This is a genomic window from Streptomyces sp. B93 (genome assembly GCF_018070565.1).
In the GTDB taxonomy this organism is placed as follows: domain Bacteria; phylum Actinomycetota; class Actinomycetes; order Streptomycetales; family Streptomycetaceae; genus Streptomyces.
This window is the reverse complement of the sequence record NZ_JAGPXL010000015.1, coordinates 160,501-178,133: the sequence shown is the minus strand read 5'-3', so window position 1 is coordinate 178,133 and position 17,633 is coordinate 160,501. Positions and strand designations below refer to the sequence as shown.

The window sequence follows — 17,633 nt, the reverse complement described above, 5'->3', positions numbered from 1 at the left end:
CCCCACCGCCCCGCGTCAACCGCACCCCCACCCCTGCCCCGCACCGTAAAAATTGCTGTCCGAATCATTGACGCACCCCGAGCCCCTCCGTAGCTTGTGCCAGCAAGCGCTTACTTGAAACGATTCATGCAGGCGGAACGACACTGCGGGGAGGGCCCACTGTGGGAACCAGCAGGAATGTTGAGCGGCGGACGATCCTGAAGGTGGCCGGTGCTTCGGCGGCCACGCTCGGGCTGGGCCTGACGACCGGGTGCGGTGGGGACAGTACGTCCGCGGACGGAACGGTGACCCTCCGTTACGCGTGGTGGGGCGGCGAACCGCGCACCATCGCGATCAAGAAGACGATCGCGCTCTTCGAGAAGAAGTACCCGAAGATCAAAGTCGCCCCGGAATTCACGGACTACGAGGCGTTCTGGGAGAAGTTCCAGACGCAGGCCTCGGGCGGAAATCCCCCGGACGTTTTCCAGAATGCGGTCGGCTTCCTGCGCAAGTACGACCAGCGCGGTGTTCTGATGGACCTCAAGGCGCAGGCGGACGCGGGAAATCTGAGCCTGGAGAACTTCCGCAACGGGATTCTGGCGAACGGTCAGGTCGACGGGAAGCAGATCGGCATACCCGTCGGCGCCAACACCATGGCGCTCGTCATCGACCTCAAGGCGTTCGAGAAGGCGGGCGTCGAGGCGAAGTTCGGGTGGACCTGGGACGAGTACTTCGACGCGCTCCAGACCGTCCAGGACAAGGTGAAGATCGCCGGTGACACCGGCTACTTCAGCATCATGTACCTCTACGACCTGTATCTGCGTCAGAACGGCAAGGCCTTCTTCACCGACAGCGGTCTCGGGTTCACCGAGGACGATCTGACGCAGTGGTGGGAGGACGGCTACAAGCGCGTGAAGTCCGGGCTCGTCGCCGACCCGAAGAAGGTCGAGCAGGTCAAGCCCAAGTCCGCGCTCTCCGCGGGACTCGCCGCCTCCGAGTTCACCTGGGACAACTTCTCCATCCGCTACGAGGGCGAGGGCGAGTCGGACTACGGCCTCGCGCCGATCCCCACCACCAACGGCAAGGACACCGGCCAGTACCTCGGTTCGCTGATGCTGAGCGCCTTCTCCGGGACCAAGCACCCCAAGGAGGTCGCCCAGTTCATCGACTTCATGGTCCACGACCCCGAGGTCGGCGAGATCATGGGCTACGACCGCGGCATCCTCGCCACGACCGAGCAGTACGAGGCGTTCACGCCCACCGACGACAACAACAAGGGCGTCAAGGCGTACGAGGAGGAGGTCGCCGCGGCCGGTGTGCTCGGGAAGATCACCCCGCACCCGTCCGGCGCCGATGTCGTCGAGGCGGCGTTCCTGCGCATCGGCGGTGAGGTCGCCCAGGGCAAGAGCAAGCCCGCCGACGCCGCCAAGGCGCTGTTCAGCGAGGCCAAGGCCGCGTTCGCGGGCTGAGGGGACGTACCACCATGACGCTCGTCAAGGAAGCGCCCGCGCGCCCGGCCGGGAAGCGGCCCGCCGCTCCCGTCGCCGGGCGGCGCGGGCGGCGCCGCGAGAACCTCGCCGGTTACCTGTTCGTGTCGCCGTGGATCGCGGGTTTCCTGCTGCTCACGGCGGGGCCGATGATCGCGTCGCTGTACTACGCGTTCACCAGCTACAACCTGTTCACGCCACCGAAGTGGGTGGGCCTGGACAACTTCACGACGATGTTCCAGGACCCGCGCTGGCAGAAGTCGGTCGAGGTCACGCTGAAGTACGTTGTCGTGGCCACGCCGCTGAAGCTGCTGCTGGCGCTCGGTGTCGCGCTGTTGCTGGCGCAGAGCCGGCGCGGACAGGGCCTGTACCGGGCCGCGTTCTACATGCCGTCGCTGATCGGCGCCAGCGTCTCCGTGGGCTTCGTATGGCGGGCGCTGTTCTCGGACGACGCGATCGTGGACCGTTCGCAGAAGATCTTCGGTGTCGACGTGGGCGGCTGGATCGGCAACCCGGACTACGTCCTGTACTCCCTGGTGGCCCTGAGCATCTGGCAGTTCGGCGCGCCGATGGTCATCTTCCTGGCGGGCCTCAAGCAGGTCCCGAGGGAGCTGTACGAGGCCGCCGAGGTCGACGGGGCCGGTCCCCTGCGGCGGTTCTGGAACATCACGCTGCCGATGATCTCCCCGGTGCTGTTCTTCAATGTGCTGCTGGAGTCGATCCACGCGTTCCAGGTGTTCGGCTCCGCGTACGTCGTCTCCGACACCCGGTGCGGACCGGCCGACGCCACGCTCGTCTACACCTGTCTGCTCTACCAGAAGGGCTTCAAGGAGGCCCAGATGGGCTTCGCGGCCGCCATGGCCTGGACCCTGGTGATCGCGGTCGCCCTCGTCACGGCGGTCCTGTTCTGGTCGCAGAAGAAGTGGGTGCACTACGAGGAGGCCGCCAAGTGACCACCGCCACCAGCCCCGCCCCGCGCACCGTGAACGAGCGGCGCCGCGTCGGATCGATCGCCTGGCACGTGGGCGCGCTGCTCGTCCTCGCGGTCGTCCTGTACCCCGTGATCTGGGTGGTCGGCGCCTCGTTCAAGCCGAGCAAGGACATCATCGCCAGCCTCGACCTGCTGCCCACCGAGCCGGTCTGGGCGAACTTCTCCGGACTGGCCGACGGTATCTCCGGCATCCCCATCAGCAGCTTCTTCTGGAACTCGCTGATGTACGCGGTCCTCGCCGTGGTCGGGGTCGTGCTGTCCAGCTCGCTGACCGCGTACGCCTTCGCCAAGATCCGCTTCGCCGGACGGAACCTGCTGTTCACGCTGATGATCGGCACGCTGCTGCTGCCGTACCACGTCCTGCTCATCCCGCAGTACGTGCTCTTCCGCAACCTCGAACTCGTCGACACGCTGGTGCCGCTGGTGGCGGGCAAGTTCCTGGCGACGGAGGCGTTCTTCGTCTTCCTGATGGTGCAGTTCATGCGCGGGCTGCCGCGGGAGCTGGACGAGGCCGCCCGGCTCGACGGGTGCGGGCACCTGAGGACCTACTGGTCCATCGTGCTGCCGCTGAGCCGTCCCGCCATCATCACCAGCGCCATCTTCACCTTCATCAACGCCTGGAACGACTTCATGGGGCCGTTGATCTACCTCAACACCCCCGAGAAGTACACCGTCTCCCTGGGCCTGATGATGTTCCGCGACCAGGAGGGCATCTCCAACTACGGCAGCATGATCGCCATGTCGCTGGTGGCGCTGATCCCGGTCATCGCCTTCTTCATGGCCTTCCAGCGCTACCTCATCGACGGTATGGCGACGTCCGGACTGAAGGGCTGAGGCGGTCACCATGGCGCAAGCACGCGTGAAAGCCCGTTCCCCGCGCAGGGAGTCGGTCTTCGGGGAGCGGTTCACGGTCTTCGCCGAGTCCCTGCTGACCGGCGTGTGGATCACCGTGGCCTGTCTCGGGCTCGTCACCTGTCCCGCCGCCTTCGCCGCCGGGGCCCGGCACCTGCGGCGCCGTACATCCCATGTCGGCGGAGGGCTGCGGGAGTTCGTCGCGGACTTCCGGACGGCCGCGCGCGCCGGGTGGGCCGTCGGGCTCGCCGGGTGGGTGGCGGCCGCCCTGGTCTGGGTGGACGTCTGGGCGGTCCGCGCCGGGCTGCCCGGTGGGCCGCTCGTCGGGGCCGTCGGCGTCTTCGCGCTGATCGCGGCGGCCGTGGCGCTGCTGCGGGCGGCGGCCGTCTGGACGCCGGGCGCGTCCTGGCGGTCGCTGGTCGCCGCCGCCGCGCGCCGGACCGTGCTGGATCCGGCAGGGTCCTTCCTGATCGTCGGCGGGCTGGCCGTCGTGGCCCTGTCCGCCCTGTTCGTCGCGCCGCTCGCGGTTCCCGTGCTGGGAGTCGTCGCGGCGGCGGCCGTCGCCGTGGAGGAGCGGTACCGCGACCGCTGAGCCGCGGTTCACCGACGTACGACCCCAGGGTCGGCGCCCGCCCGGGTGCCGCACCCGTCCCTGTCATGCCCCTGACCACCTTGCTCCCGCTCGGAAAGGAAAGGCCATGTCCCCCATCCCCCGCAGGTCCCTCCTCAAGGCAGCCGCCGTCGCCGGAGCCGCCGCCCAGTTCAGCTGGGCCCTCGGCGCCAAGGACGCGCAGGCCGCCCCGCAGGCCGCCGCAGGCGACGCCGACCCCGTGACCCTGGACTGGCTGGAGGACGGCGGCCTGGGCGCGGCCCCCGGCTCCACCGTCGGCGTGCCCTGGCCCAAGGGTGCCTTCCAGGAGGACCAGACCTTCGCGCTGACCGACGCCGACGGCAGGGCCGTACCGGTGCAGACCTGGCCGCTGGCCTACTGGCCCGACGGCTCCCTGAAGTGGACCGCGCACGCCGTCGGCGACGCGGGCTCCGGCAAGCTCACCCTCGCCGCGGGCACCCCCGCCGCCCCCGCCAGGAAGGTCAGCGTCGACCAGCGCGGCGGCACCATCGACGTCTCCACCGGCGTCATCACCGCCCGTATCGCCAAGTCCGGTACCACCCTCGTCAAGTCCGTCACCCGCGGCTCCACCGTGATCGCCAAGGACGGCCGCCTCGTCCTGCTGCGCCAGCCCGAGATCCAGGACGGCGACCAGGGCAGCGTGAAGTACGAACGCTTCGACGGCGCCGTCTCGGAGGTGAAGGTCGAACAGGACGGCCCCGTCCGCGCGGTCGTCCGCATCGACGGCAAGCACCGCAAGGGCAGCCGCGGCTGGCTGCCGTTCTCCATCCGCCTCTACTTCTACGCGGGCGCCGACTCCTTCCGCATGGTGCACACCATCACCTACGACGGCACCCAGGAACCCGGCAAGGCCGGCGGCGACTTCATCCGCGGCCTCGGCGTCCGCTTCACCGTACCCCTGCGCGACGAGTCCTACGACCGCCACATCCGCATCGGCGGCGAGGGCACCGGCATGCTCCGCGAGGCCGTCAAGGGCATCACCGGACTGCGCCGCGACCCCGGCGCGGCCGTCCAGGCGGCGCAGTACGCGGGCGAGAAGCTGCCCGACCCCGCCACCTGGGACCAGCGCGTCACCACCCGCCTCCAGTACATCCCCGAATGGGGCGACTACACCCTCTCCCAGCTCTCCGCCGACGGCTTCACCCTGCGCAAGCGCACCAAGAAGGGCCACGGCTGGATCGGCGCGGGCGGCGGACGCCGCGCCAACGGCTTCGGCTACGTCGGCGGCGCCAGCGGAGGCCTCTCCTTCGGACTGCGGGACTTCTGGGAGAAGTTCCCCGCCCAGCTCGACGTCCGCGACGCCCACACCGACGAGGCCGAGGTCACCCTCTGGCTCTGGTCACCCGAGGCACAGCCCATGGACCTGCGCTTCTACCACGACGGCATGGGCCAGGACACCTTCCCCGAGCAGCTCGAGGGCCTCAACATCACCTACGAGGACTACGAGCCCGGGTTCGGCACCCCCTACGGCATCGCCCGCACCTCCGAACTCCTCTTCTGGGCCAACGAGTCCACCCCGAGCGCCGAGACCCTGGCCGAGCAGATCGAGGCCGTCCGGGTGCTGCCGCAGCTCGCTGCCCCGCCCGGGCAGCTCATCAAGGCGGGTGTCTTCGGCAAGGGCCTGTACGCCGAGCCCGACCGCTCCACCCCCGCCAAGGCCAAGATCGAGGACCACCTCGACTTCCTTTTCACCTACTACAGGGACCAGGTGGAGATGCGCCGGTGGTACGGCTTCTGGGACTACGGCGACATCATGCACACCTACGACACCGTGCGGCACCAGTGGCGCTACGACGTCGGCGGCTACGCCTGGGACAACTCCGAACTCTCGCCCGACCTGTGGCTCTGGTACGCCTACCTGCGCTCCGGCCGCGCCGACATCTTCCGCTTCGCCGAGGCCATGACCCGGCACACCGGCGAGGTCGACGTCTACCACCTAGGCAAGTGGGCGGGCCTCGGCACCCGGCACGGCGTCCAGCACTACGCCGACAGCGCCAAGCAGCAGCGCATCGCCAACACCACCTACCGCCGCTACTACTACTTCCTCACCGCCGACGAACGCGTCGGCGACCTCATGCACGCCAACGTCGACTCCGACGAGACCTTCCTCGTCCTCGACCCGATCCGCAAGATCCGCACCGAGCCCTACACCCCCGACCGGCACGCCCTGTCCATCGGCTTCGGCACCGACTGGAGCGGCCTGGTCTCCGCCTGGCTCACCGAGTGGGAGCGCAAGGGCCCCAAGTGGGAGAAGGCCAAGGCGCGCGTGCTGTCCACCATGGAGACCATCGCCGCCCAGCCCAACGGCTTCGTCCAGGGCACCGGCCTGTACGACCTCGACACCGGCAGGTTCGCCGTCGCCACCGAACCGGTCGTCGGCGTCTCCCACCTGTCCGCCGTCTTCGGCCTCAACGAACTGTGCGCCGAACTCATCGACCTCGTCGACATGCCGGAGTTCAACGAGGCGTACTACGACTACTGCCGCTACTTCAACGCCTCCAAGACCGAACAGGCCGCACGCTACGGCGTCAACTTCGGCAGCCTGATCCTCTTCCAGGGCCACTCCCGCCTCGACGCCTACGCCGCCGTCCAGACCGGCGACGAGAAGCTCGCCCAGCGGGCCTGGGAGAAGTTCTACAACTCCGACGGCTACCAGGAGTCCGCACCCTGGAAGACCGAGCGGGTCACCGGCCCCATGGCCCTGGTCGAGGGCAGCGAGGCCGCCTGGGTGTCCACCAACGACACCGCGCTGTACGGCCTCGCCGCCATCGAGAACCTGGCACTGCTCGGCCACAGGATGCCGTCGTAGGCGGCCAGGCCCTAGTCCAGTCTGCCCAGCGCCTCCCGCCACCGCCGGACGTCCCTGAGCCGCCGCTCGTACGTCGCACCCAGGGCGAGCAGCAGCAGTCCGGCGAGGGCGGGAGGCGCCCAGCGGGGCAGCGCGCCCGCGACCTGGACCAGGTACGGGGCGAGTTCGTGCAGGGCGTCCAGCAGCAGCACCGAGCCGCCGAGCACCAGCGGCGCCTGGAGCCGGTGCCGGGCGCCCAGCAGCGTCACCAGCAGCGCCGCCGCACCCAGCAGCAGCGGCCGCTGCCAGTGCGGGTCGCCCCAGGCCGCCAGGAGGCTGGGCATGAGTCCCGCGCCCAGACCGGGGCCGTACGCCATCCAGGACGAGGCCCGCGGATCGCGCCGCCTGCGCCAGGCGCCGACGAGCAGGGCCGGGACGGCGGCCGGCAGCGTGTACGCCTCGGGCGTCTCCACCTCCCAGGCCGCCAGGCGCACCCAGGTGGCCAGCACGAACAGGGCCGCCGCCGCCCAGCCGGCCTCGCGGCGGTCGGCGCGCACGGCCGTGGCCGCGGCGATGACCCCGGCCAGGGCCAGCACCAGCGCCAGCACCGGCGGATCGGCGACCGCGAGACCGACGGCGACCACTCCCGCCACAGCCCCCGCCACCTCGACGGTCACCCTCGTCGTGCCCTCGACCCGGGTCGCCCACAGCGCGGCCGCCGCCGGGACCAGCAGCACCAGCAGCGCGGTGTGCTGCGGCTGCCAGCCCGCCGCGGCCCCGGTGGCGCAGGCGAGCGCGGCGGCGTACCCCACCGCCGTGGCGGCGGGCACGGGCAGCCGGGCGGCCACCGCGAACAGGGCCGTCAGGAACGCGAGCACCAGCAGGGTGGCCGGTTCGGTGGCCAGGGACAGCAGGGCGAGACCGAGCGAGGTGAGCAGCGCGAGCACCGTCGCCACCGTCCGCCGCACCGCCAGCAGCGCCGCCGCGACCACGGACAGCACCACGAGGGCCGCGGCGTACGGCAGCCGGAGCGTCGCGGGCAGCAGCAGTACGGCCGCCCAGCCGAGGACCGTCGCCGCGGCGAGGGCCCGGGGCCGCCACTCGTCGCCGCGGACCGCCAGCGCCAAGGTCCCGGCGACCACGGCCAGGACGACCGGCGCCAGCGCCGCGTCCGGCGGCCACGGCAGCACGCCCGTCACCGCCTCCCGCGCATCACCGGGCGCCCCCGACCACACCTCGGTCACCTGGTCGACCGGCCCGAGGAGCACCACCGCCACGACCGGCAGCGCCCACAGCACGGCAACACCCTGTACGGCGCCGGAGGCCCAGGCCAGCCCGGCCCGCACCCCCTCCGGCACCCGCTCCACGCGGAGCACCGCGAGCAGCGCGACACCGCAGACCAGAGGCACCGGGACCGTCCACGCGTCCGGCAGCACGGCGTGCGGAACGGCCGACACACCAGCCGTCACGAGCAGCCCCCCGGCCACCGCGTTGCCCAGCGCCACACCGGGAGCCCGCCAGGCCGTGCCCAGGGCGACCGCCGCGGCGAGGAAGAGGAGCGCCGCCGCACGGGCGGCGGCGCTCGGACCGGGCGCCGTCCAGGACAGCAACCCGGCCGCCAGTACGCCCCAGCCGCCCATGCCGTACGCGCCGGCCGTCACGGTCACGCGCGGGGCACCGGCGGGCACCCGGAGCGCCAGCGCCGCGTCGCACGCCGCGGTGAGCAGCAGCGCGCCCGTGATGCCGTACGCATCGGCGCCCCAGGCCACCGCGGCGAGCGGCAGGGGGAGTTGGGCCGCCACCAGTGCCGCCGGGAGGGGCAGGCGCAGCCCCGGCCCGGCCAGGCCCGCCAGGAGACGGCCGTAACCCGCCCACCCCGCCGCCAGCACCGCCGAGGCCACCGCCGCGTACCCGGTGCCGTCCGCCGACCCGAACCCGGCCTCGTACAGCGCGTACGCGTCCAGCACCGTCAGCGCCAGCCCGAGGCCCGCCACCGTCTCGCCCGTCGAACGCAGCCCCCGCCGCAGCAGCGGCAGCGGCGCGGCGAGCGTGGCCAGCGTCACCCCGCCGAGCACCGCGGCCCGCCCCGCGATCCCCAGGTGCCCCCAGCTGACCAGCGTGAACGCGGTCGCCGCCAGGGTCAGCAGAACACCGCCGAGGAGCAGCAGCACGTTCTGCACACCGGGCGCCGAGGCCTCCGCACGCGGGGCGGCGGGAGCCGTGGGCGCGGGCCACACCGGGCGCAGCTGGGTGACCAGCCATGCGCGCCGGTTCAGCAACTGGGCGCGGCGGGCGTCCAGTCGGTACAGCTCGGCGTCGAGGAGGCGCAGTTCCTCGGCCGGGGACGGGATGTGCGTCATACCGGCGAGTGTGGTCCCCGTCACGTCACACGGCCTGAGTGCGGGTACTCAGCCCGTACTCAGATCCGGCCCGGCGTTCCGTGCGTTCCCTGGCGGGCAGACCCAGTACATGGACTGGAACCATTACCGCTTCCTCAGTGTCTGGCCCCTGCCCGCCCCGCCCGCCGCCGTGTACGACGCGCTGATGCGGGCCGAGGAGTACCCCCGCTGGTGGCGCCAGGTCCGCCGGGTCGACCGCGTCGACGACACCAGCGGCGTCATCCACATCCGCTCCCTGCTGCCGTACGACATGACCTTCACCGCGCGAGAGGTGCGGCGGGACGCGGCGGCGGGCGTGCTGGAGGCCGTGGTGAGCGGGGACATCGAGGGGTGGGCGCGCTGGACGGTCGCCCCGGACGGCCCCGGCTGCGTCGCCCGCTACGAACAGGTCGTCGACGTCGGCAAGCCACTGCTCAGACGGCTGGCCGTGCCGGGACGGCCGGTGTTCCGGGCCAACCACTGGCTGATGATGCGGGCCGGACGGCGCGGCCTCGCCGCCCACCTGCAAGCGGTTTGAAGGAAACCCGGCCGGGCCTGTATGGTTCAGTGCGTTCCCGGGCGATTAGCTCAGTGGGAGAGCGCTTCGTTCACACCGAAGAGGTCACTGGTTCGAACCCAGTATCGCCCACCGGGAAAGGCCGGTCCGCCGCAGCGGACCGGCTTTTTGCATTCCCTAGGCCGCCGCAGCGGGCAGGTCCGGGCGCAGCGGCCACGCCGGGTCCACCGCCTCCTCCGTGCCGCTGCGGGCGAACCACGCCTGAAGGCCCCGGGCCTGCGCCGCGTGCCACACCGCCTGGAGGGTGTGCAGTTCCCCCGGGGACAGCCGCTCCAGCCGCGCCGCGTACCGTGCCCCCAGCGCCCGTACGACCTCCAGCGCGGCCAGCGCGTCCGCCGCCGCGTCGTGCGCGCCGTCCAGGACCACGCCGTAGTGCGCGCACAGGTCCGTCAGCGTGCGGCGGCCCTTGCGGTAGCGGTCCAGGTGCTTGTCGAGCACCCGCGGGTCCAGCACCAGCAGCGGCGCCGACTCGAACCAGCGGTCCAGCGACGACGCCCGGTGCCGACGCAGCTCACGGTCGAGCAGCGTGAGGTCGAACGGCGCGTTCATCACCACCAACGGCCGTCCCACGCCGGCGTGTTCGGCCAGCAGCGACGCTATCTCGTACATCACCGGCGCGGGCCAGCGGCCGTTGCGCTGGAGATGGTCCTCCGTCAGCCCGTGCACCGCCGTCGCCGCGGCGGGCACCGGCACCCCCGGGTTCACCAGCCAGCGGCTCACCCGCGGCCGGCCACCCGGAACGTCCTGGACCACCACGGCCGCCGAGACGATCCGGTCCGCCTCCACGTCCACACCCGTCGTCTCCGTGTCGAACGCCGCCAGGGGGCCCTCGTACCAGCACGTCATACGACCACAACTCCTCGATCGCCCACGGCGGCTGACGCCCCGTCCACCGCCGTCTCGGTGATACCCGGGCCGTTTGCGCCGTACGCCGCGAGGAGACAACAGGAGTACGGGTCGCCGCAGTTCAGCGGTATCGTCGCCACCCTGCGGACGCGGCCCGGCACTTGACGATCACCTGGGCTCGGAAGGCTGTCCGGTCATGGCGGTAGCGCAGCCCGAGCGGGGCGGGCTGCTGCCCGAACGCACGGGCCCCCCTCGCGGTTCACTCGCCACCACCGCCTGCATGGAGACCTTGCAGGTGGGCTATCTGCACGCCGTCGCCGCCGCGGCCGGGTGCTCGCTGTCCCAGCCCTTCCCCGACAACGGCATCGACTGGCACGTCAGCCACAGCGCGCCCGGCCACACCGTCGACGACGAGGTCACCATCAAGGTGCAGCTCAAGGCGACGTACCAGATCCCCCCGAACCCGCCGGGCCGCACTTTCTCCTTCACCCTCGACAACGACCACCTGGCGAAACTCGCCCGCACCCCGGTCTCGGTGCACAAGATCCTCGTCGTGATGCTCGTCCCGCGCTCCCGGGACGACTGGCTGCGCGCCGGCCACGACCGGCTCGACCTCAGACACTGCTGCTACTGGGTCAACCTCGCCGGTCACCCGATCACCGGCCGCACCCGCACCACCGTGCGGATACCGACCGCGCGGATCTTCGACGACCGGGCCCTGTGCGAGATCATGACGCGGGTCGGAACGGGAGGCAGACCATGACCCACCGCCCCCTCGACGAACCCGCGCGGCCCCACCCCATCGACGCCCCCTGGAACCGTCCTCCCGACCCCCGCGGGATCGACCCCGCCGTGCTCGCCGCCCTGCTGCACCGGCACGGCTGGCAGCGCCGCGGCGGCGCCACCGGACGCTACGGCCGCTGGACCCCGCCCGGACCCGGAGCGCGGGGTACCAGCCTCCTCGTACCCGAGAGCCGCGCCTTCCCCGACAGCGACGACCTGCTCGGCGAGGCCCTCGACGCGCTCGCCCGCAGTACGGCGCCCTCCGCGCGGGATGTCCTCGTCGCCCTCACCGTCCCCAGCGACGAGGTCCACTGGTGGCGCGACGCCCCGGCCGGGCCCGCCGGGAGCACCCCCTGGACCGCCGAGGAACAACTGCGCGCCGCCGCCCGGCAGGTGCTGCTCGCCGCGGCCCTCGCGACACGCGCGCGTGCGGGCTACCACGGCGCCCGGCACCGCCGCCCCGCCGCCGCCCTGCTGGACAGCGTGCTGGTGGGCGCCGCACCCGGCGGGCACCGGCTCACCGCCTTCGTGCCCGTGCCCGCCGGGCGGCCCCTCGCCGTACGGCTGCACCAGGCCCTGCACGCCGCCCGCGAGGCCATCGACTACCGGCGTGCCACCGGCGGCATGGACGCCTTCGACAGCGCCGTCGAGGCGGGCGTCAGCCGTGAACTCACCCAGGCGCTGACCGCCCTCGTGCACGGCACCGAGGGCGCCCGGATCGCCGTGCGGTGGGCGCCCGCCGCCGGGGTCCCCGAAGGCTGTGCGCCCGGCGCCGGACCCGTCGAGTTCTCACCCGGCGACCTGCCCGTGCTGCGCGAGGCCGGAGCCCGCTATCTGCGCGCCGAACCCTCCGTACCGGTCCGGGTCACCGGAGCCGTCGTACGGATGCGCAGGTCACAGCCGCGCGGCGCGGGCACCGTACGGCTGCGGGTACTGGCCGGGGCCGAGGTGCCGCACGTCCGCCTCACCCTCGGCGAGGAGGACTACCGTCTCGCCGGGCACGCCCATCTGGTCGGACTGCCGGTGCGGGTGCACGGGCGGCTGGAGAGCCGGGGCGGCTTCCGTCGGCTGACCGGCGCCGGAGGGGTCGTACCCGTACAGGTGGACGAGGCGGAGCGGGACCGGCTGCTCAAGTCGCTCCAGGAGGATCTCGACTTCTTCGAGGAGGCGTGCGGAGGCGAGGACGGTCGGTAACCGTTTAGCGATCGGAGGGGGCGGGTCGGTACGATTCCGGCTACGGCGCGCGCTCGGGTACGGCGCTCGCATTCGCCTTCAGTCAGGAGAGACCGGTGTCAGACGTCCGTGTGATCATCCAACGCGATTCCGAGCGGGAAGAGCGCGTGGTGACGACGGGCACTACGGCCGCCGACCTCTTCGCCGGTGAGCGCTCGATCGTCGCCGCGCGTGTGGGCGGCGAGCTGAAGGACCTCGCCTACCAGGTGTCCGAGGGCGACGAGGTCGAGGGCGTCGAGATCTCCTCCGAGGACGGCCTGAACATCCTGCGCCACTCCACCGCGCACGTCATGGCGCAGGCCGTGCAGGAGCTGTTCCCCGAGGCCAAGCTGGGCATCGGCCCGCCCGTCAAGGACGGCTTCTACTACGACTTCGACGTCGAGAAGCCGTTCACCCCCGAGGATCTCAAGGCCATCGAGAAGAAGATGCAGGAGATCCAGAAGCGGGGGCAGCGCTTCTCCCGCCGCGTCGTCACCGACGAGGCCGCCCGCGAGGAGCTGGCCGACGAGCCGTACAAGCTGGAGCTGATCGGCCTCAAGGGCTCCGCCTCCGCCGACGACGGCGCGGACGTCGAGGTGGGCGCCGGTGAGCTGACCATCTACGACAACCTGGACGCCAAGACCGGCGAGCTGTGCTGGAAGGACCTGTGCCGGGGCCCGCACCTGCCCTCGACCCGGGCGATCCCGGCGTTCAAGCTGATGCGGAACGCCGCCGCCTACTGGCGCGGCAGCGAGAAGAACCCGATGCTCCAGCGCATCTACGGCACCGCCTGGCCGTCCAAGGACGAGCTGAAGGCGCACCTGGAGTTCCTCGCCGAGGCCGAGAAGCGCGACCACCGCAGGCTGGGCTCCGAGCTGGACCTGTTCTCCATCCCGGAGCAGATCGGTTCCGGCCTCGCCGTCTTCCACCCCAAGGGCGGCATCATCCGCCGGGTCATGGAGGACTACTCGCGGCGCCGCCACGAGGAGGCGGGCTACGAGTTCGTCTACACCCCGCACGCCACCAAGGGGAAGCTCTTCGAGACCTCGGGCCACCTCGACTGGTACGCCGAGGGCATGTACCCGCCCATGCAGCTCGACGAGGGCGTGGACTACTACCTCAAGCCCATGAACTGCCCGATGCACAACCTGATCTTCGACGCGCGCGGGCGGTCCTACCGTGAACTGCCGCTGCGGCTGTTCGAGTTCGGCACCGTGTACCGGTACGAGAAGTCGGGTGTCGTGCACGGTCTGACCCGCGCGCGCGGCTTCACCCAGGACGACGCGCACATCTACTGCACCCGTGAGCAGATGTCCGGGGAGCTGGACAAGCTCCTCACCTTCGTGCTGGACCTGCTGCGCGACTACGGTCTGACCGACTTCTACCTGGAGCTGTCCACCAAGGACCCGGAGAAGTTCGTCGGGTCGGACGAGGCCTGGGAGGAGGCGACCGAGACGCTGCGCGAGGTCGCCGAGAAGCAGGGGCTGCCGCTGGTGCCCGACCCGGGCGGCGCCGCGTTCTACGGGCCGAAGATCTCCGTGCAGGCCCGCGACGCCATCGGCCGCACCTGGCAGATGTCGACGATCCAGCTCGACTTCAACCTGCCCGAGCGGTTCGACCTGGAGTACACCGCGGCGGACGGCTCCAAGCAGCGGCCCGTGATGATCCACCGCGCACTGTTCGGCTCGATCGAGCGGTTCTTCGCGGTGCTCCTGGAGCACTACGCGGGTGCCTTCCCGGCGTGGCTGGCGCCCGTGCAGGCCGTGGGCATCCCGGTCGGGGACGCGCACGTGGAGTACCTGGAGAAGTTCGCCGCCGAGGCGAAGAAGAAGGGGCTGCGGGTCGAGGTCGACTCGTCCTCGGACCGGATGCAGAAGAAGATCCGCACCGCTCAGAAGCAGAAGGTGCCGTTCATGATCATCGTGGGTGACGACGACATGAACGCGGGCACGGTGTCGTTCCGCTACCGGGACGGTTCGCAGGAGAACGGCATCCCGAGCGACGAGGCGCTGGCGAAGCTCGTCGACGTGGTGGAGCGCCGCGTCCAGGTGTAGCCGTTCCCGCCGACGCGGGTCTCAGGCCCCCGGGGATCCCCCCGGGGGCCTGTCGTCGTCCTCGCGCGAGAACACCTGGAGCAGCCAGGACGAGAACGACCCCGTCACCGCGCCCAGCAGGGCCAGGCCGCCCGCCATCATGACCGCGGCGATCACCCGCCCCATCGGTGTCACGGGAGTGGCATCGCCGTAGCCGACGGTGGACAGGGTCGAGCAGGCCCACCACAGGGCGTCCCCGAAGGTGCGGATGTTCGCTCCGGGTGCGCCGCGCTCCTGGCGGTAGACGGCGAGCGCGCTCGCGAAGCCGAGCAGCAGGGCGGACGTCCCGGAGTAGAAGATCACCCGGCCGTACAGGGGCAGCCGGGGCTGCCCGCGGCGTCGCTTCACCCGCTCGTAGGTCTTGACGAACCGCAGCGGCCGCAGCAGCGGCAGGATCACCACGAGGGTGTCCAGCGGGTGTGTCCGTACGAAGCGCAGGCGCTGCCCGCTGTACCGCCAGCGGACGCCGTAGTCGACGACGAACACGGCCCAGGCGGCCAGCATCGCGACATCGCAGGTGATGCGGCCGGGCTCGGACAGTGAGGGCTCGGCGAGCACCCGGACCGCGTAGGTGGCCAGGAAGAGCAGCGAGGCAGCGGTGAGGGGGCCGTCGGTGCGGCGTTCCCAGCGGGCCTCGCGGCTGTCGTGGTCCATCGGTCCAGCTTTACCCGGGGGTATTTCCCGGTGCCCGGCGACACGGCCCGTTCGGGCGACGCCATATGCTGCCTAGCATGACGAGTGAGCCGGAGCAGCAGATCGGAGTGGGGACGCAGGACGCGTTCCAGCGCCTGTGGACGCCCCACCGGATGGCGTACATCCAGGGCGAGAACAAGCCGACCGGTCCGGGCGCCGACGACGGCTGCCCCTTCTGCTCGATTCCGGCGAAGTCGGACGAGGACGGGTTGATCGTCCGGCGGGGTGAGCTGGTGTACGCGGTGCTGAATCTGTACCCGTACAACGGCGGGCATCTGATGACCGTGCCGTACCGGCACGTCGCCGACTACACCGACCTGACCGAGGCGGAGACCGCGGAGCTGGCCGAGCTGACGAAGCAGGCGATGACGGCGCTGCGGGCGGCTTCCGGGGCGCACGGCTTCAACATCGGGATGAACCAGGGCACGGTGGCGGGCGCGGGGATCGCCGCGCATCTGCACCAGCACATCGTGCCGCGGTGGGGCGGGGACACGAACTTCATGCCGGTGGTGGGGCACACCAAGGTGCTGCCGCAGCTGCTGGCCGACACCCGCAAGATGCTGGCGGAGGCCTGGCCGGTGCGGTGAGGCGCGCTCGCCGCACCGGCGGGGGGTGGGGTCAGGCGTCGTAGAGGTCGGCCTTCTTCGGGGCCGCCTCCTGTACGGCTCCGCTGAGGGAGGCCGAGCGGGAGCCGAACTTCTCGGTGTCGACGCCGTTCTCCTTGAGGACCTTGATCGCGGCGGCGTGGACGACCCGCAGGACCGGCGTGGCGGCGCGCAGGGCGTCGTCGGCCATGAAGCGGTGCCGCCAGGGCTTGTCGGCCCACACGTGCCGCAGCCCGAACGGCTCGGGGAGGGTGAGGGTGCCGCCGAGCCAGTTCAGCAGCGGCGGGTACCAGGTGAGCGGCGCCCGGGCGGCGAGGCGGACGACCTCGTCGGTGTCGACGAGGGGCAGCTTGATGGTCCGGCTCTCCCAGCGCTTGAGGGACTTCTGGACGGACTTCTCCTTGGCTGCCGGTTTCCCGGAGAACAGGGGGTGCACCCGGCCCAGGGCGTGCCCGGTGACCTCGATGCGCAGGGTCTCGTAGAGCACCGTGACCGTGATCAGCATGGTGATCACCAGCTGGCCGTCCCACAGGACCCACTGCACTCCCAGGTAGTGCCGGTCGCCGCTGCCGAACTGCTGCTTGTTGCAGATCTCCTGTATGGCGTGCGGCTTGACCTGGTAGGCCTCCACGTCGGTGCCCTCGGGCCGGGCGACCGCGTCCGCCTTCTCGTCGACGGGGGTGACGATCCAGTGCCGTATCGACGGCTTGGGGAAGCCGCCGGTGTTCAGCGGGCCGCGTTCCAGCATGCGGAGCTGGTCGTGGATGGAGCGTATGACGTCCCAGCTGCGGAAGGGGTGGATCTCCCGGTCGGGGTCTGCGGGGACCAGGTCCTCGGCGAGCTGCCAGCTGCCCCAGCGGGTGCCCATGCCGAGTATGCCCTTGGGCCCGGCGTAGAAGACGGAGTTGGACTGCTGTTCGGCGTTGAGCTGGGCGAGGGACTGGCGCAGTTGCTCGGCGGCGGTCTCGCCGGGGCTGCTGGGCACCGCCTCGGGCACCTTCGCGCCGACGCTGCTGCCGGAGAGCAGGCCGTCCCACCGCTCGCGCAGGTCCCTGGCGGTGCGCTCGCAGATCTGCTTGGCCCAGAACCAGCCGACGACGGGCATCACCACGGCCGCGCGGGCGTACCAGGCCCAGAAGCCGGTGAAGGGCATCCGGATCAGGAAGATCACGGCGAGGGCGCCCACGGCGACCAGGAGGGTCGTGGCGAGGGTGGAGGCCCGCTTGTCGTCGCGCTTGGCGACGGTGCCGCGCAGGGTGAAGACCAGCAGCCAGATCAGCAGTCCGGGCAGGAACAGCAGTCCGCAGACGACCATGACGATGGTCAGGCGGTTGTCCCGCTCCTTGCGGATGCGGTTGGCGGCCAGGCAGTGCTCGACGACGACCTGCGGCTCGGCGCCGAAGGACTGGATGAGCGGCTTGCGGCCGGAGCCCAGCATGCGGTTGACCACGGCGGTGGCGTAGGCCTCGCCGAGGTTGGGCCGGAAGATCCTGGCCCACTTCTGGCCCTCGGACACCTTCGACTCGTGCCACTCGCTGTTGGCCTCGAGGATCTTGGCGGGCGGGTCGTCCCGGTAGGCCGCGGAGGCCAGGGCGTAGGTCGCCGTCTGGTCCGTGTCCCCGGTACGCGGCACTTGCGGCCCGAAGAAGTCCGCATAACCGCTCTCAACGGACATGTCCCGCCCCCCATCGCCGCACTGTCGCTCCTGCGGACTTCCC

The 17,633-nt window shown here is 71.4% G+C and carries 14 protein-coding genes and 1 tRNA gene; 11 read left to right on the top strand and 4 right to left on the bottom strand.

Features of this window, described 5'->3' with window-relative positions; genetic code table 11:
• The first annotated feature begins 161 nt into the window (after positions 1–161).
• The 5 genes from KBY47_RS17585 (at position 162) to KBY47_RS17565 (ending at position 6,749) form a co-directional block, all read left to right on the top strand.
• Positions 162–1,448, top strand: coding sequence for an extracellular solute-binding protein (locus KBY47_RS17585; protein ID WP_210922086.1), 1,287 nt, complete (start codon positions 162–164; stop codon positions 1,446–1,448).
• A gap of 14 nt (positions 1,449–1,462) precedes the next feature.
• On the top strand, positions 1,463–2,419 hold the full coding sequence (locus KBY47_RS17580) for a carbohydrate ABC transporter permease (protein WP_210922085.1): 957 nt from the start codon (positions 1,463–1,465) through the stop codon (positions 2,417–2,419).
• Complete coding sequence (locus KBY47_RS17575; protein ID WP_210922084.1) at positions 2,416–3,291, top strand: carbohydrate ABC transporter permease; 876 nt, start codon at positions 2,416–2,418, stop codon at positions 3,289–3,291. Before KBY47_RS17580 ends, KBY47_RS17575 begins: the two co-directional genes overlap by 4 nt.
• A gap of 10 nt (positions 3,292–3,301) precedes the next feature.
• Positions 3,302–3,901 (top strand): hypothetical protein, encoded by a 600-nt coding sequence (locus tag KBY47_RS17570; RefSeq protein WP_210922083.1) that lies wholly within the window; start codon positions 3,302–3,304, stop codon positions 3,899–3,901.
• A gap of 106 nt (positions 3,902–4,007) precedes the next feature.
• Positions 4,008–6,749, top strand: coding sequence for a Tat pathway signal sequence domain protein (locus KBY47_RS17565; RefSeq protein WP_210922082.1), 2,742 nt, complete (start codon positions 4,008–4,010; stop codon positions 6,747–6,749).
• An 11-nt stretch (positions 6,750–6,760) separates the two neighbouring features.
• Here the strand turns inward: KBY47_RS17565 and KBY47_RS17560 are convergent, their stop codons facing one another.
• Complete coding sequence (locus KBY47_RS17560) at positions 6,761–9,088, bottom strand: SCO7613 C-terminal domain-containing membrane protein (protein WP_210922081.1); 2,328 nt, start codon at positions 9,086–9,088, stop codon at positions 6,761–6,763.
• 109 nt (positions 9,089–9,197) lie between these two features.
• Between KBY47_RS17560 and KBY47_RS17555 the strand changes: the two genes are divergently transcribed.
• On the top strand, positions 9,198–9,644 hold the full coding sequence (locus tag KBY47_RS17555; RefSeq protein WP_210922080.1) for an SRPBCC family protein: 447 nt from the start codon (positions 9,198–9,200) through the stop codon (positions 9,642–9,644).
• Between the two features lie 39 nt (positions 9,645–9,683).
• Positions 9,684–9,755 (top strand) — tRNA-Val (locus tag KBY47_RS17550).
• A 45-nt stretch (positions 9,756–9,800) separates the two neighbouring features.
• On the opposite strand, the gene KBY47_RS17545 is transcribed toward KBY47_RS17550, so the two are convergent.
• A complete protein-coding gene (locus tag KBY47_RS17545) occupies positions 9,801–10,529 on the bottom strand; it encodes a 3'-5' exonuclease (protein ID WP_210922079.1) in 729 nt (242 codons plus the stop codon).
• Positions 10,530–10,725: 196 nt separating this feature from the next.
• Here KBY47_RS17545 and KBY47_RS17540 point away from each other — a divergent pair, with 196 nt between their 5' ends.
• The 3 genes from KBY47_RS17540 (at position 10,726) to thrS (ending at position 14,578) form a co-directional block, all read left to right on the top strand.
• Positions 10,726–11,292, top strand: a complete 567-nt coding sequence (locus KBY47_RS17540) for a DUF4365 domain-containing protein (RefSeq protein WP_210922078.1) — start codon at positions 10,726–10,728, stop codon at positions 11,290–11,292.
• Positions 11,289–12,506, top strand: coding sequence for a hypothetical protein (locus KBY47_RS17535; protein WP_210922077.1), 1,218 nt, complete (start codon positions 11,289–11,291; stop codon positions 12,504–12,506). Before KBY47_RS17540 ends, KBY47_RS17535 begins: the two co-directional genes overlap by 4 nt.
• 95 nt (positions 12,507–12,601) lie before the next feature.
• A complete protein-coding gene (gene thrS / locus KBY47_RS17530) occupies positions 12,602–14,578 on the top strand; it encodes a threonine--tRNA ligase (RefSeq protein WP_210922076.1) in 1,977 nt (658 codons plus the stop codon).
• Between the two features lie 21 nt (positions 14,579–14,599).
• On the opposite strand, the gene KBY47_RS17525 is transcribed toward thrS, so the two are convergent.
• Positions 14,600–15,271 (bottom strand): potassium channel family protein, encoded by a 672-nt coding sequence (locus KBY47_RS17525; protein ID WP_210922075.1) that lies wholly within the window; start codon positions 15,269–15,271, stop codon positions 14,600–14,602.
• A 65-nt stretch (positions 15,272–15,336) separates the two neighbouring features.
• Between KBY47_RS17525 and KBY47_RS17520 the strand changes: the two genes are divergently transcribed.
• A complete protein-coding gene (locus tag KBY47_RS17520; RefSeq protein ID WP_210922074.1) occupies positions 15,337–15,897 on the top strand; it encodes an HIT domain-containing protein in 561 nt (186 codons plus the stop codon).
• 31 nt (positions 15,898–15,928) lie between these two features.
• Here KBY47_RS17520 and KBY47_RS17515 read toward each other — a convergent pair whose 3' ends face one another.
• Positions 15,929–17,590, bottom strand: coding sequence for a hypothetical protein (locus KBY47_RS17515; RefSeq protein ID WP_210922073.1), 1,662 nt, complete (start codon positions 17,588–17,590; stop codon positions 15,929–15,931).
• Positions 17,591–17,633 lie beyond the last annotated feature (43 nt).